This is a genomic window from Chelativorans composti (assembly GCF_039541695.1).
Taxonomy (GTDB): Bacteria; Pseudomonadota; Alphaproteobacteria; order Rhizobiales; family Rhizobiaceae; genus Chelativorans; species Chelativorans composti.
In genome coordinates, this window is record NZ_BAABGS010000018.1 from 94,143 (window position 1) to 108,469 (window position 14,327).

Consider the following 14,327-nt stretch of genomic DNA (forward strand, 5'->3'; position numbering starts at 1 on the left):
GCCGGCGGTCTTGGAAATATTTTCTGGCTGCCTATATCCCCTTTGTACGGTAAAGTGTATGAAGACGTCTCCGCTTGCCGTTGATTGGCCGGGCTCCATCGGGATCGCTCTGGCATTTTCGACCGGCACCCTTGGGTTGCCGCGGCGTCTTCTCAACTCCAACCGAAGAAAGAAGGTATTCCATTGCAGGTTCTTGTACGCGACAACAATGTCGATCAGGCTCTTCGTGTCCTCAAGCGCAAGCTGCAGCGTGAAGGCGTCTTCCGTGAAATGAAGGCCCGCCGGGCCTATGAAAAGCCCTCGGAACGTCGGGCTCGGGAGAAGAGTGAAGCCATCCGCCGCCAGCGCAAACTGGCGCGCAAGCTCGCCCAGCGCGAGGGACTGTCGACCAAGCGCGGAAATCGCGCTGCCTGATTGCAGACGCGCTTCACTGACCATGCCGATGTGATGAATCAGGGGGCGTTACCGTTCTGCCCCTTGCTTCTCCGTTCGGCCTGATCGAGCTCGAAAAGTAAACTGTTCATATAGGCGGGAACGGTCTCCTGGACCCTGAACTGCGGCATGCACCGCAGAAACGTCGTATTCTCTTTCCGCCTCGTCTGCCTGTAAATCGCGTTCGCAATATCAGTCTTCCTGGCGGTCCTGTTGCCGCGCAACCTCATTCAAACCTCGTTTTTCTCATATGGCGCTCAACAAACGCTGAATTCACCGTAAGGTTTCACGGCACTTCACTCGGATTTCGATTTCTCCATTCTTGTACATGATTCTATAATATTTCCTTTAATGATTTTTTGTTTTCTCGAATATATTCTGATTCTCTATAAGTTGACCCCTTTGTCCGAGTGCGCCGGCTAACCCGCGCCTCGCGCGAGCCTGCGACCGAATGATCCGTCCGCTGCCTTGGGATCCGGTCGGCGGAATGGTTTTGTTAACCTTAATTTGAGGTTTACGCCCCATGATCCCCGGCTGATGGGATTCGCAGAAGGGGGCAATGAATGAACCGATCCCGCATCGTCATACTGGGCGTCGCGGTCTTTGCCGCGATTGGCGCTGGTTACATTGCCAGGAGCATGTCCTCCCAACCGGCCGAGCCTGTCGCCGAGACCGCTGCAAAGCCGCCTGTTGAAACGCGGGACGTCCTTCTGGTCGCGCAGAAGGTAGATATGGGCGAGCGGCTGGGCACTGCACTCAAGTGGCAGGAATGGCCGGTAACGCTCATTGACGACTCCTTCATCACCCGGGAAAAACAGCCGGATGCGCTCGACGAGCTGCAGGAATCGATCGCGCGCTACACACTGTATCCCGGCGAGCCTGTACGCCGCGAAAGGCTGGTGCCCGGCGGACAGACGCTTATGTCCGCCCTTCTGACGCCGGGAATGCGCGCGGTCGCCGTTGAGATATCGCCGGAAACGTCGGCCGGCGGCTTTATCCTGCCGGGGGACCATGTCGACCTGATCATGACCCGCCGCTCGGAGAGCGAGAACGGCTCCGTCACCTACATCACCGAGACGGTTCTTGAGAACATTCGTGTCCTGGCGATCGACCAGAAGCTTGATGAGAACGAGGACGGCCAGCCGGCAATCATCGGCGAGACTGCTACCCTGGAAGTTACGCCCGAGCAGGCCGAAGTCGTGACCGTCGCGCAGCGCATGGCGGACCGGCTGACGCTCGCCCTGCGATCCCTGGCGGACTACAGGCAGCGATCCTCGAAAACCGGTCGCCATCTGATCAGCGGTTCTCATGGCAACGCGATACGGTTCATCAAGACAGGCGAAGTCAGCTACGTGGGGGCGCCGAAATGAGGGCTGAATTGGGTATCTTCCGTCGCGTTCAGGCAGCAGTCCTGATTGCTGTGGCCGGCGCGTTTGCAACTGTCGATCTGGGGATGCAGCACGCCCACGCTGAATCGGTCGTCCCCCTGCGCGGCGCATCGGAGCGCGTGCGGCTGGGTCTTAGCAAGTCGCTGGTGGTAGACCTGCCGGCGGACGCCTTTGACATCCTCGTGTCGAACCCCCGCATCGCCGACGCGATTACCCGCACCTCCCGACGGATCTATCTCTTCGGCAAGCAGGTGGGCGAGACCAACATTTTCGTCTTCGGCCGCAACGGCGAGCAGATCGCCAGTTTCGACGTGGCAGTGGAGCGCGACGTGCAGGATCTGGAAGCCTATCTGAAGCGCTTCCTCCCGAACTCCAGCATCAGCGTCGAGCTGATCAACGACAACGTGGTGCTGACCGGCACGGTCCAGACCCCGATGGATGCGGCGCGCGCCGTTCAGCTGGCCCAGGCCTTCGTCACCGGCGGCGAGGCCACCACCGGCGCCTATTCGCAGACGGCCACCGCGCCGACCGACGGCGGCGGTGTGGCGATCAGCAACCCGGACGGGCAGCGCCGCCAGAGCGCCATCGTCAACATGCTGCAGGTCATCGGCGAGGACCAGGTGACCCTCAAGGTCACGGTGGCCGAGGTGAGCCGCAACGTGATGAAGCAGCTCGGCGTCAACATGATCGGCAGCGGCTCGGCTGACAACATCTCCTGGGGCCTGATTACCGAGAGCGCATTCGGCCTCGGCAAGCCGCTGTCGAACACCATGGGTGCTGTCAGCGGACGGCTGCTGACCTCATACTTCAACGCGATGGAGCAGGCAGGCGTCATGCGCACGCTGGCCGAACCGACGCTCACGGCAGTCTCCGGCGAGAAGGCCACCTTCAAGGTCGGCGGCGAGTTCAACCTCGTGACGAAGGTCTCCAATGCGCGCTCGCGCGACAATCTGGACGGCGCGACGCAATACGAGCTCGAAAAGATTGAATATGGCATCGGGCTTGAGTTCCAGCCCGTCGTCCTGTCCCCGGGCCGCATCAGCCTGAAGGTTCGCACGTCGGTATCGGAGCCGGCCACGGAAGGCTCGGTGATGATGGAAGGCTCTGCCAGAGATCCTCGGTCCAGTGGTTATTTTGGCGCCTCTTGGGGCACCAATCTCATCTCCATCCGCAAGCGCCTGGCCGACACGACGGTCGAGCTGCCGTCCGGCGGCTCCATGATGATCGCCGGTCTTGTCCGCGACGACGTGCGCCAGGTTCTGAACGGCGTGCCGGGCCTGTCGAAGGTGCCCGTTCTCGGCGCTCTGTTCCGCAGCCGCGACTTCGTCCGCAACGAGACCGAACTTGTGATCATCATCACGCCCTATCTGTCGAAGCCCGTGGCACGCAACGAGCTGTCCAAGCCGGACGACAATTTCAACGTCCCGGATGACACGAACGGCATGTTCCTGGGCCGTGTGAACAAGATCTACGGCAATCGCCAGGCGAAGCTGCCGGAAGGCCGTTACCACGGCGTGGTTGGGTACATTTACAAGTAGCAGGAGGCGGGGGCCTATGCAGAAATCTCGGGCAACTAGAAACGCGCTTGCTCTCCTGGTGGCGGCGGCCGTGCCGGTGCTGGCGGGATGCACCAAGCAGGACCCGATGGTCGTCCATTCTCTGCCGGACGATTACCGGACCCGCCATCCGATCGTCATCCAGGAGAAGGACCAGGTACTGGACCTTCCGGTCGGCCTGACATCCTTCAATATGACGACGATGCAGCGGACCGCGCTGGAAGGCTTCATGGCCAATTATGCCAACAGTGGCAACGGTGTGGTGACGATCCTGGTCCCGCGGGGTTCCGCCAACGCGGGCGCGGCACGCAGCACGGCCAACGACATCTCGAAGTTCCTGCGCTCGCGCGGGATCTCTTCGGGCCGCATGCAGACGCTGACCTACGAGGCCGATCCCTCGGACTCGGCGCCGATCCGTATTTCCTATCCGGTGATGAGGGCGTCGGTGGAACCGTGCGGCCAGTGGCCGGAGGATCTCGCCAACACCTACGAGAACCGCCAGTATTACAACTTCGGCTGTTCCTACCAGAACAATCTGGCCGCGCAGATCGCCAATCCGGCGGATCTGCTCGGACCGCGCAAGATGGCGCCGGCCGACATGGCCAACCGCACGCGCTCCATCAACGTCTACCAGTCGCGCGGCATTTCGAGCGAATTCATGACGCGTTCCGAGGTCAACTACTAACGCCCGGAGATGAAGACGATGAGCCTCAGCGTGGAAACCGAACCATCTCTGGAGAGAACCGCTGATGCGGAGACGCTGCAGGAAATGCGGCCCATTCCCCGCATTTCCATCCAGGCCTTCTGCGAAAGCGAGGATGTGGCGGATGTCCTGCGCAAGACGGGGCAGGACCGCCGGCTGTCCAAGGCACATTTCGGTGTGAGAACCGGCGGCATCGAGGACGCCACCGAATTCTACCGCGCGACCTCGACGCCCAACCTGCTCATACTCGAGACCCATGACGAGCCGGGCAGGCTGATGCAGGCGCTGGAGGCGCTGGCGGAAGTCTGCGAGCCGAGCACCAAGGTCGTCATCATCGGCCACTACAACGACGTCAGCCTCTACCGCGACCTGATGCGCGCCGGCGTTTCGGAGTACCTGATCGCGCCGGTGAGCCTCACCGACGTCATCACGGTGATCTCCGACCTTTTCGTCGATCCCGCCGCCGAGCCGCTCGGCCGCACCATCGCGTTTGTCGGGGCCAAGGGCGGCGTCGGCTCCTCCATGATTGCCCACAATGTGTCCTGGGCGATGTCGGAACTGCTGGAAAGCCAGGTCATGATCGCCGATCTCGACCTGCCTTTCGGCACCGCCAACATCAACTTCGACCAGGACCCGCCCCAGGGTATTGCGGAGGCCGTCTACTCGCCCAACCGCATCGACGAGGTCTATCTCGACCGTTTGTTGGCGGATTGCTCGCAGCACCTGTCGCTGCTGGCCGCGCCCTCGTCGCTCGAACGCACCTACGATTTCGACGCCGAGGCCTTCTCGCCGGTCATCGAAACGGCCCAGCGGACCGTGCCGAACGTCGTCCTTGATGTGCCGCATGGCTGGACCAACTGGATTCAGACGACACTGGCGCGTGCCGATGAGATCGTCATCACCGCCATGCCGGACCTCGCCAACCTTCGCAATGCCAAGAACCTGATTGACACGCTGAAGAAGCTGCGGCCGAACGATCCGGCCCCGCGGCTCATCATCAATCAGGCAGGCATCCCGAAGAAGCCGGAGATCTCCGTCAGCGAGTTCTGCGATCCGCTGGGTCTCACGCCCCTGGCCGTCATTCCCTTCGATCCCCAACTGTTCGGAAAGGCGGCGAACAGCGGTCGCCCGCTCGCACAGATCAATCCGAAGCATCCGATCAGCCAGACCATCAACACCATCGCCTCCACGCTGGCCCGCCGGCGCGGGACGGCTTCCGGCGGCAAGGAATCTCCGCTCGCCTGGCTGTTGAAGGGTCTTGGCAGGAAGAGCAAGTAACAGGCGGTAGAGATGTTCGGGAAAAGAGGCATTAGCGGTCGCAGGGACGAACCGAAGGGAGACCTTCCCAAGGTCTCTGCCGTTGCTGATGGCGCTCCCGCTGCGGCGCCTGCAACGCAGCCGCGCAGCGCGGAAGCCGCGCCCGCGTCGCCGCCCCCGCCGGCGGCGGCCAGCTCCCCCCGGGAGCCGGCCAGGGCTGCTGCGTCCCATGAACACAACGAGAACTACTACGACATCAAGAGCCAGATCTTCTCGGCTCTGATCGACACCATCGACCTGTCGCAGCTGGCACAGCTCGATTCCCAGACGGCGCGCGAGGAAATTCGCGACATCGTCAACGACATCATCGCGATCAAGAACTTCGTGATGTCGATCTCCGAGCAGGAACAGCTGCTCGAGGACATCTGCAACGACGTGCTGGGCTTCGGCCCGCTTGAGCCGCTGCTCGCGCGAGACGACATCTCCGACATCATGGTCAACGGCCCGAAGCGGGTCTACATCGAGGTGGGCGGCAAGGTGCAGGAAGCCAACATCCGCTTCCGCGATAGCCAGCACCTCCTGACCGTCTGCCAGCGCATCGTGAGCCAGGTTGGCCGCCGCGTCGATGAATCGAGCCCCATCTGCGACGCCCGCCTGCCGGACGGCTCCCGCGTCAACGTCATCGTTCCGCCGCTGGCCATCGACGGCGCGGCGCTCACCATCCGAAAGTTCAAGAAGGACCGTCTGACCCTCGACCAGCTCGTGCAGCTTGGCTCGATCTCGCCGGAGGGCGCGGAGCTTCTGCGCATCATCGGCCGCGTCCGCTGCAACGTGGTCATCTCGGGCGGCACGGGCTCGGGCAAGACGACCCTGCTCAACTGCCTGACCAACTACATCGACCGCGAGGAGCGCATCATCACCTGCGAGGACGCGGCGGAGCTGCAGCTTCAGCAGCCGCACGTCGTGCGCCTTGAAACCCGCCCTCCCAACCTCGAGGGCGAGGGCGAGATCACCATGCGAGACCTGGTGCGCAACTGTCTTCGCATGCGTCCCGACCGCATCATCGTGGGCGAGGTGCGCGGACCGGAGGTCTTCGACCTTCTCCAGGCGATGAACACGGGCCACGACGGTTCCATGGGCACAATCCACGCGAACAATCCGCGCGAGTGCCTGAGCCGTATCGAATCCATGGTTGCCATGGGCGGCTTCTCGCTGCCGCAGAAGACGGTCCGCGAAATCATCAATGGTTCGATCGACGTCATCATCCAGGCCGCGCGCCTGCGTGACGGCTCCCGCCGCATCACGCACATCACGGAAGTGGTCGGCATGGAAGGCGACGTGATCATCACCCAGGACCTGGTGGTGTACGACATCCGCGGCGAAGACGCCAATGGCCGCCTGATTGGCAAGCACATTTCGACGGGCATTGCCCGTCCGGCCTTCTGGGAGCGTGCGCGCTACTATGGCGAAGACGCCCGCCTGGCCGCGGCATTCGAGGCGATGGAGCGCAACAGCTGATGTTCGGGTTCGACCTTGGAACCATTGGCTTCGTGGTCCTGGCGGCGGTCAGCGCCGGCGGAATTGCCTACGTCCTGCTGTTCAACACGATCTCCAGCGAGAAGACGACGGAGCGCCGTCTGGAGACGGTCAAGAAGGGAGAGTCCGAGCGCAGCCAGGCCCGCGCGCTTCGCGAGCAAAACAATGAGGCCGCCCGCCGCCGCAAGACGATCCAGGATTCGCTCCAGGAACTGGAACAGAAGCAGAAGAACAAGGAGCGCAGCTCCACCAATCCGCCGCTGAGGCTCCTGCTCAAGCAGGCTGGCCTGGAGATCACGCCCCAGAAATTCTACATGTTCTCGGCCATCTGCGGCGCAGCCGTTGGGCTCGTCACGCTGGTCGCGGGTGCCAATCCCCTGCTGGCCCTGGGCGCCGCCGTGGCGGGAGGGCTTGGTCTGCCGCGCTGGTACGTGAGCTTCAAGCGCAAGCGCCGCATCGCCGCGTTTCTGGAGGAGTTTCCTAACGCTCTGGACATCATCGTCCGCGCCGTCCGTTCGGGCCTGCCCTTCAATGATGCGATCCGCATGATCGCGGCAGAGGCGCGCGAGCCGGTGCGCACCGAGTTTCGCCGCATCGTCGAGGCCCAGCACCTCGGCCTTTCGGCGCCCGAAGCCACGGCGCGCATGGTCGAGAGCATGCCTTGCCCGGAGGCCAATTTCTTCGCCATCGTGATCCAGATTCAGAGCCAGTCGGGCGGCAACCTCTCCGAGGCACTGTCCAACCTCGCCCGCGTGCTGCGCAACCGCAAGAAGATGAAAGCGCGCGTTCAGGCGCTGTCGATGGAAGCCAAGGCCTCGGCGGCCATCATCGGTGCGCTTCCGCCGCTCGTGGCCTTCATCGTCTTCCTGACAAGCCCCGACTACATCATGCCGCTGTTCACGACGACCACGGGTCACTTTTTGCTGCTGATCTGTGCGGTGTGGATGGGCCTCGGCATCTTCATCATGCGTCAGATGATCAACTTCAAGGTCTAGCATGCAGGAAATCGCCCGGATCGTGATGGACCCTCAATTCCTGATGACGGCACTGGTTTCCATTGCCGTCTTCGCGACGGTTTTCACCTTCCTGCCGTCGGCCGGGCCATCCCTCAGGTCGCGCATGAAAAGCGTTGCCCTTGAACGCGAGGCCCTGCGCGCCAAGCAGAAGGCGCGCCTGGCGGAAGCCGAGCGCAATCGCGGCGGCAGCCTGCGCCGCCAGGACACCTCGGGCGTCCGCGGCATCGTTGATCGCCTCGATCTGCGCCGCGCGCTGGCGGACGAGAAGACCGCCGCACAGTTGCGCAACGCGGGCTTCCGCAGCGAAAGCGCCATGACGCGTTACCTTTTCCTGCGGTTTGCACTGCCCTTCGTGGGTGCATCGCTGGTCTTCGCGTGGATCTATCTGGGCGGCGGTCTTGCGAACCAGCCGACCATGTTCAAGGTTGTGGCCTGCATCCTCGGCGCTTACGCCGGCTTCTACGCCCCGGTGCTTTACGTGGCCAATGCCGCCACCAAGCGCAAGGAATCGATCCAGCTTGCCTGGCCCGATGCGCTCGACCTGATGCTGATCTGCGTCGAATCCGGCATGTCCATCGAAGCCGCCTTCCGGCGCGTGGCCGACGAAATCGGCGCCCAGTCCGTTCCGCTGGCCGAAGAGCTGGTGCTCACCATGGCCGAGCTCTCCTTCCTTCCCGAGCGCCGCCAGGCCTACGAGAACCTTGCCACGCGCACCGGGCTCGACAGCGTGAAGAGCGTGACCCAGGCGCTCATCCAGGCCGAACGCTACGGTACCCCGATTGGCAACGCCCTGCGCGTGATGGCCGAGGAAAGCCGCGAGCAGCGCATGAACGCCGCCGAGAAGAAAGCGGCCGCGCTGCCGCCCAAGCTCACCGTGCCGATGATCCTGTTCTTCCTGCCGGTCCTCTTCGTGGTGATCCTCGCGCCGGCCATCATGTCGCTCACGTCGGCCGGAATCCTCTGAAGCGGTGGCGAAGGCGTGGGGACCGGTTTTCCATCCAGAACGGCGTCAGATGAACGGAGCGCGGTTCCCGGACGGGTCAGGTGTCGGTCCCGCATCGACAACGGCAGGAACGAGGGCCGCAAGGTGCGGCGCGGTCGCGGGCATCCTATATGGATGCTGAACCTGTTTTGCTTCGGCGGCAAAATGCTCTATGGGCTAGGGTATGAACGCCTTCAGTATGCCTGAACTGCCCGTCACCGCTGTCCTTCCCGAGCTGAAGGCGGCTCTGGCTGACCGTGGCAAGGCCGTGCTTGTAGCCCCGCCCGGTGCCGGCAAGACGACGCTGGTGCCCATCGCGCTCCTCGACGAGCCGTGGATGAACGGCGGCACGATCCTGTTGCTCGAACCGCGCCGGCTCGCGGCCCGCGCGGCGGCGCGGCGCATGGCTTCGCTCCTGGGCGAGGAGCCCGGCGGCACGGTCGGTTATGCCATGCGCATGGAGCGCAAGGCCTCCGCGCGCACGCGCATTCTCGTGGTGACGGAGGGCATCCTCGCCCGCATGATCATCGACGACCCGTCGCTCGAAGGTATCTCGGCGGTCATTTTCGATGAATTTCACGAGCGCTCCCTCGACGGCGACTTCGCCCTCGCGCTCACGCTGGACGTGATGGGCGCTCTACGGCCCGATCTGCGCCTGATCGTCATGTCGGCGACGCTCGACGGCGCCCGCGTCGCCGAACTGCTCGGCGATGCCCCAGTGCTGGAAAGCGCCGGCCGCAGCTATCCCGTCGACGTCCGATACATGGACCGGTCGCCGAACGACACCATGGAAACGGCTGTTGCTTCCGCGATCCAGATGCTGCTCCGTGACGAGAGCGGCAGCATTCTCGCCTTCCTTCCCGGGCAGCGCGAGATCCAGCGGGTGCAGGATCTTTTGGAAGGCAAGGTGCCGGCCAATGTGGACGTGGTCCCGCTCCACGGCAACCTCGAAGGCGCTGCCCAGGATGCCGCCATCCGACCGGCTCCAACCGGTCGCCGGAAGGTGGTTCTTGCCACGGCCATCGCGGAAACCTCCGTCACCATCGACGGCGTGACGGCGGTGGTGGACTGCGGTTTCTCCCGCCTGCCGAAATACGAGCCGGACACCGGCCTCACGCGCCTCGAAACCGTGCGCGTTTCCCGCGCCTCCGCCGACCAGCGGGCAGGCCGTGCGGGCCGTACCGCCCCGGGCATCGCGCTGCGGCTCTGGCGCAAGGAGCAGACGGCTGCCCTGCCCGCCTTCACGCCGCCGGAGATTCTGGAAGCCGACCTCTCGAGCCTTCTCCTGGACTGCGCGGCCTTCGGTGTCACTGATCCCGGGACCCTGGCCTTCCTTGATCCGCCCCCGGCGTCAGCCGTGGCGGAAGCGCGGGCCCTGCTGCGCAACCTCGGCGCCCTCGACGAGGCTGGCCGCCTGACGCCGGAGGGTGCCGCAATGCGGAAGCTTGCCCTGCCGGTCCGGCTTGCCCACATGGTCGTCGTAGCGGCGCGAGAGGGTCGCGCCCGCGATGCCGCGCGGTTGGCAATGGTCATCTCCGAGCGCGGTCTGGGCGGCAATTCTGTGGACCTCGACGAGCGCCTGTCCCGCTTTGCCTCCGACCGCGCGCCGCGCGCCCAGAGCGCCCGCGCGCTCGCCGACCGCCTTGCCGCCCAGGCGAGTGGCGGCAAGGTGCAGTCCGAAGAGAAGGGCGGGCCCGCCGGTCCGCTGTTGATCCACGCCTGGCCCGACCGCGTGGCGAAGGCACGTGGCGCCTACGGCCATTTCGTGCTCGCCAACGGCCGCGGCGGCCAGCTGGACGAATCCGAGCGCCTCGCGGGCTCCCCCTGGCTTGTAGTGGCCGACCTTCAGGGCCAGGCCCGCAATGCCCGCATCACCGCCGCCTGCGCCATTACGGAAGAGGATTTGCTGGCCGAACTCGGTCACCGGGTGGAAATCCGCGTCGAAACCGTCTTCGACCGCGAGAAGGGTGCGGTGCGCCAGCGCGAGATCCGGCGCATTGGGGCGATCGTCCTGTCCGAAAAGCCGCTTCCCGCACCGCGCGGGGCCGATGCGGACCAAGCGATCCTGGATGCCCTGCGCCACCACGGCCTCGGCATTCTCGACTGGACGGACGGAGTCCTGAGTTTGCGCGCCCGCCTCTCCTTCATGCACGCCATGGAAGGCGAGCCCTGGCCGGATCTCAGCGACGAAACGCTGCTTGAACGGCTGGACGAATGGCTGCTGCCCTTCCTGACGGGCGAGCCTTCCATTGCCGCCGTCACTCCCGACGTCCTGCAGCAGGGACTGCTGTCGCTTCTGCCCTACGACCTGCAGCGCCAGGTTGGCACGCTTGCCCCGAGCCACTTCACGGCGCCCACCGGGAGTCGCGTACCGATACGGTATGAAAACGGTGAAGCGGTTCTGGCGATACGGGTGCAGGAACTGTTCGGCCTGACGGTTCATCCGACCATCGGCAATGGCATACCGCTCACGCTCGAACTTCTCTCGCCCGCCCACCGCCCGATCCAGAAGACCCGCGACCTTCCCGGCTTCTGGCGCGGCTCCTGGGCCGATGTCCGGGCGGAGATGCGCGGGCGCTATCCGAAACACGTGTGGCCGGAGGACCCGGCCAGCGCGGCTCCCACCAACAGGGCAAAGCCGCGCGGAACCTGACCGTCACCCAACCGCGCAGGAACGACAGATGGCCGAGAAGGAAGAAATTGGCACCCCAACCATCCGCCACCGCAGTCTGCGGCTCGGCACGCTGATCCGCCTGCGATGGCTGGCCATCATTGGCCAGAGCATAACGATCCTGGTGGTTTTCTTCGGTCTCGGATTTCCGCTGCCGGTCGGTCCCTGTTTCGCGCTGATCGCCGCTTCCGCCTGGCTCAACCTCTATCTGACGTTCCGCTACCCGTCGGTCCACCTGCTGCCGCCCATGGCTGCGCTCGCGATCCTCACCTTCGACGCGTCGCAGCTCGCAGGCCTGCTCTATCTTACCGGCGGCATCACCAATCCCTTTGCAATGCTGATGATCGTGCCGGTGGTGATCTCCGCCACGACCCTGCCCGAACGCTGGACCGCCATGCTCGGGATCTATGTCGTGGCCATCATCACGCTCATCTCGGTCTTTCACCTGCCGCTGCCCTGGCGGCCCGACACCGAGCTGGTCATACCGCCGGTCCATGTGCTCGGCATGCTGATCGCCCTCATCTGCGCGACGGTTTTCACCGCCGTCTACGCATACCGGGTGGCCAAGGAAGCGCACATGCTGGCAGATGCGCTCTCCGCGACGGAACTGGTGCTCCAGCGCGAGCAGCATCTGTCCGCGCTCGACGGCCTCGCCGCCGCCGCCGCCCACGAGCTTGGCACGCCCCTTGCAACGATCACCCTTGTGGCGCGCGAAATGGAAAAGGCGCTCGGCAACGATCCCCGCTTTGCCGAGGACGTCACCCTGCTGCGCAGCCAGAGCGAGCGCTGCCGCGAAATCCTGAAACGACTGACAAGCCTCTCCTCGGAGGGCGAGGAGCATCTGGCGCGTCTGCCGCTGACGTCGCTGATCGAGGAAATTGCGGCACCTCACAGAAACTTTGGTATAAATATAATAATGGAGCCCGAGGCTACGGTTGGTCCAGAACCTGTCGGGCGCCGGAACCCGGGCGTCGCATATGGGCTTGGCAACCTGGTCGAGAACGCTGTTGACTTCGCGCGCGAAACCGTTGTCATCCGTTGGAAGTGGGACAACTCGATCGTGAGGCTGACAATAACCGATGATGGTCCCGGCTTCCCCGCTGAGGTGATCGACCGGATCGGGGAGCCGTATGTTTCCAGGCGTCGTTCGGGATCGTCGTCAGGTGGGGGCTTGGGCCTTGGATTGTTCATTGCTAAGACGCTGCTCGAGCGCTCCGGCGCGACACTTGAATTCAGTAACGCCGTGGAGGCGGGTAAGGGGGCTGTCGTCACGATCACCTGGCCACGGGAAAGATTTTTATCTGCGGAAGGCACTCGGCTGTAGGAAGCGGCTGGAAAAAGTGATGCCGACTTCCTAGATTGTTCACGAAAGCGAGCACAAAATGACGAACACGGCTGTTGAAAATGGCAATGTCCTCCCCGAGGATCGGACTCTGCTCCTGGTCGAGGACGACAGGCCGTTTCTTGCTCGGTTGGCTCGGGCCATGGAAGGGCGTGGTTTCCAGGTTGAGACCGCAGAAACGGTAGAGGAAGCAATCAACAAGATCCGCACGTCGCCTCCCGCCTTTGCGGTCATCGACATGCGCCTGACGGATGGCAACGGGCTGGACGTCGTCGAGGCCCTTCGCGAAAAGCGCCAGGACGCCCGCGCCATCATCCTGACCGGCTACGGAAATATCGCGACGGCGGTCACGGCGGTGAAGCTGGGCGCGATCGACTATCTCTCCAAGCCGGCCGACGCGGACGACATCTACAACGCCCTGATGCGCAGGGAAGGCGAGAAGGCTGAGCCGCCGGAGAACCCGATGTCTGCGGACCGCGTGCGCTGGGAGCACATCCAGCGCGTCTACGAGATGTGCGACCGGAACGTCTCCGAGACGGCGCGGCGGCTCAACATGCACCGCCGGACCCTGCAGCGCATTCTCGCCAAGCGTGCACCGCGCTGAGATCCTGCTCCGAGAAGGTTATCGAAAAGGCGCCGCGCAGGCGCCTTTTTCGCGTACGCGGCCTTGTCGGGCGGAAGCCTTTGCCGCGAACAGTGGCTCCTCAGCAGCTTTAGGGAAAAGGTGAAACCGGTTTCCGTCCGAACTGCGACACGACTCTTACTTAGAGCAATTCAGAGTCTCCATGAAAATCTGAATTGCTCGAGGCAGGAGCCCTGAACGTCCTTTTCTCAGCCGGTCAGTCCGGGCCGCCTCGCTCGACCGGCCGTCAAGCTTCGTTTGGAACCTTGGCTCAACCCTCTTCCCCTTCGTCAGCCGGCAGGTGGATGCCGGCCAGCTCCGCCGCCGTCAGCCGCATCGCCGCGACGCGCGCGAAGCGGAACATCAGCGCCCGCCGGGTTGCCGGCGGCAGGCGGTGCTCCGGCGCCTCGCGCAGGATTTCCGCCCCGTAGCCGTCCGACAGGATGAACCCGCATTCCTCCGGAAAGATCGACGTGGGCACGTCCGGATGCGACGCGAAGAAGAACCGGTCCGAGTGAAGCCGATAGTCCGGCCATTTCCGGTCCACCCGGAAATCCTCGACCGACGACTTGATCTCGATGATCCAGATGTCGCCCTTTGGCATCAGCGCGACGAGGTCGGCCCGCCGCCCGCTCGCAAGCGAAAGCTCCGGCACCGCCACCGCTCCCATGTCCAGAAGCAGCCGCTGCACCCCACGCCTGACCAGCAGCGCCCTGTCGGACTGTCGGCCGTCAGCCAGCGGATTGCGGAAGGTCGGTGAGATGATGGCCATGGCTTGCGGGTCCGCCCCGGTACAAAAGTAGAACGTCCGTTACAAATAAC

General features: G+C 64.0%; 12 protein-coding genes. 11 read left to right on the forward strand and 1 reads right to left on the reverse strand.

Annotated features, from left to right (window positions below; genetic code table 11):
* The first annotated feature begins 183 nt into the window (after positions 1-183).
* From rpsU to ABD906_RS05910, 11 genes are all read left to right on the forward strand, one after another.
* A complete protein-coding gene (gene rpsU / locus ABD906_RS05860) occupies positions 184-414 on the forward strand; it encodes a 30S ribosomal protein S21 (protein WP_165277266.1) in 231 nt (76 codons plus the stop codon).
* A gap of 581 nt (positions 415-995) precedes the next feature.
* Positions 996-1,802 (forward strand): Flp pilus assembly protein CpaB, encoded by an 807-nt coding sequence (cpaB, locus tag ABD906_RS05865; RefSeq protein WP_165277267.1) that lies wholly within the window; start codon positions 996-998, stop codon positions 1,800-1,802.
* On the forward strand, positions 1,799-3,358 hold the full coding sequence (locus ABD906_RS05870) for a type II and III secretion system protein family protein (RefSeq protein WP_345098609.1): 1,560 nt from the start codon (positions 1,799-1,801) through the stop codon (positions 3,356-3,358). Before cpaB ends, ABD906_RS05870 begins: the two co-directional genes overlap by 4 nt.
* A 16-nt stretch (positions 3,359-3,374) precedes the next feature.
* Positions 3,375-4,061 carry a CpaD family pilus assembly lipoprotein gene (locus ABD906_RS05875; protein ID WP_165277269.1) on the forward strand — a complete coding sequence of 229 codons (687 nt, stop codon included), beginning with the start codon at positions 3,375-3,377 and terminating at the stop codon, positions 4,059-4,061.
* Between the two features lie 9 nt (positions 4,062-4,070).
* Complete coding sequence (locus ABD906_RS05880; RefSeq protein WP_378188285.1) at positions 4,071-5,357, forward strand: CpaE/TadZ family protein; 1,287 nt, start codon at positions 4,071-4,073, stop codon at positions 5,355-5,357.
* A 12-nt stretch (positions 5,358-5,369) separates the two neighbouring features.
* A complete protein-coding gene (locus tag ABD906_RS05885; RefSeq protein ID WP_165277271.1) occupies positions 5,370-6,854 on the forward strand; it encodes an ATPase, T2SS/T4P/T4SS family in 1,485 nt (494 codons plus the stop codon).
* Positions 6,854-7,867: a type II secretion system F family protein gene (locus tag ABD906_RS05890; protein WP_345098612.1), complete on the forward strand. Its 1,014-nt coding sequence runs from the start codon at positions 6,854-6,856 to the stop codon at positions 7,865-7,867. Before ABD906_RS05885 ends, ABD906_RS05890 begins: the two co-directional genes overlap by 1 nt.
* Before the next feature lies 1 nt (position 7,868).
* Entirely contained in the window at positions 7,869-8,852 is a 984-nt protein-coding gene (locus ABD906_RS05895; protein ID WP_165277273.1) for a type II secretion system F family protein, read from the forward strand.
* Between the two features lie 202 nt (positions 8,853-9,054).
* Positions 9,055-11,523 (forward strand): ATP-dependent helicase HrpB, encoded by a 2,469-nt coding sequence (gene hrpB / locus ABD906_RS05900; RefSeq protein ID WP_165277274.1) that lies wholly within the window; start codon positions 9,055-9,057, stop codon positions 11,521-11,523.
* A 28-nt stretch (positions 11,524-11,551) separates the two neighbouring features.
* Complete coding sequence (locus ABD906_RS05905) at positions 11,552-12,865, forward strand: ActS/PrrB/RegB family redox-sensitive histidine kinase (protein ID WP_165277275.1); 1,314 nt, start codon at positions 11,552-11,554, stop codon at positions 12,863-12,865.
* Positions 12,866-12,923: 58 nt separating this feature from the next.
* Entirely contained in the window at positions 12,924-13,487 is a 564-nt protein-coding gene (locus ABD906_RS05910; RefSeq protein ID WP_165277276.1) for an ActR/PrrA/RegA family redox response regulator transcription factor, read from the forward strand.
* A 289-nt stretch (positions 13,488-13,776) separates the two neighbouring features.
* Here ABD906_RS05910 and ABD906_RS05915 read toward each other — a convergent pair whose 3' ends face one another.
* Entirely contained in the window at positions 13,777-14,277 is a 501-nt protein-coding gene (locus ABD906_RS05915; RefSeq protein ID WP_165277277.1) for an MmcB family DNA repair protein, read from the reverse strand.
* Positions 14,278-14,327 lie beyond the last annotated feature (50 nt).

Bases quoted from the DNA above. Each gene is read 5' to 3' on its own strand.
- ABD906_RS05870 (WP_345098609.1), top strand. From the start codon at position 1,799: ATGAGGGCTGAATTGGGTATCTTCCGTCGCGTTCAGGCAGCAGTCCTG.
- ABD906_RS05890 (WP_345098612.1), top strand. From the start codon at position 6,854: ATGTTCGGGTTCGACCTTGGAACCATTGGCTTCGTGGTCCTGGCGGCG.
- hrpB (WP_165277274.1), top strand. From the start codon at position 9,055: ATGAACGCCTTCAGTATGCCTGAACTGCCCGTCACCGCTGTCCTTCCC.
- ABD906_RS05915 (WP_165277277.1), bottom strand. From the start codon at position 14,277: ATGGCCATCATCTCACCGACCTTCCGCAATCCGCTGGCTGACGGCCGA.
- cpaB (WP_165277267.1), top strand. From the start codon at position 996: ATGAACCGATCCCGCATCGTCATACTGGGCGTCGCGGTCTTTGCCGCG.
- ABD906_RS05905 (WP_165277275.1), top strand. From the start codon at position 11,552: ATGGCCGAGAAGGAAGAAATTGGCACCCCAACCATCCGCCACCGCAGT.
- ABD906_RS05895 (WP_165277273.1), top strand. From the start codon at position 7,869: ATGCAGGAAATCGCCCGGATCGTGATGGACCCTCAATTCCTGATGACG.
- ABD906_RS05875 (WP_165277269.1), top strand. From the start codon at position 3,375: ATGCAGAAATCTCGGGCAACTAGAAACGCGCTTGCTCTCCTGGTGGCG.
- ABD906_RS05910 (WP_165277276.1), top strand. From the start codon at position 12,924: ATGACGAACACGGCTGTTGAAAATGGCAATGTCCTCCCCGAGGATCGG.
- ABD906_RS05880 (WP_378188285.1), top strand. From the start codon at position 4,071: ATGAAGACGATGAGCCTCAGCGTGGAAACCGAACCATCTCTGGAGAGA.
- ABD906_RS05885 (WP_165277271.1), top strand. From the start codon at position 5,370: ATGTTCGGGAAAAGAGGCATTAGCGGTCGCAGGGACGAACCGAAGGGA.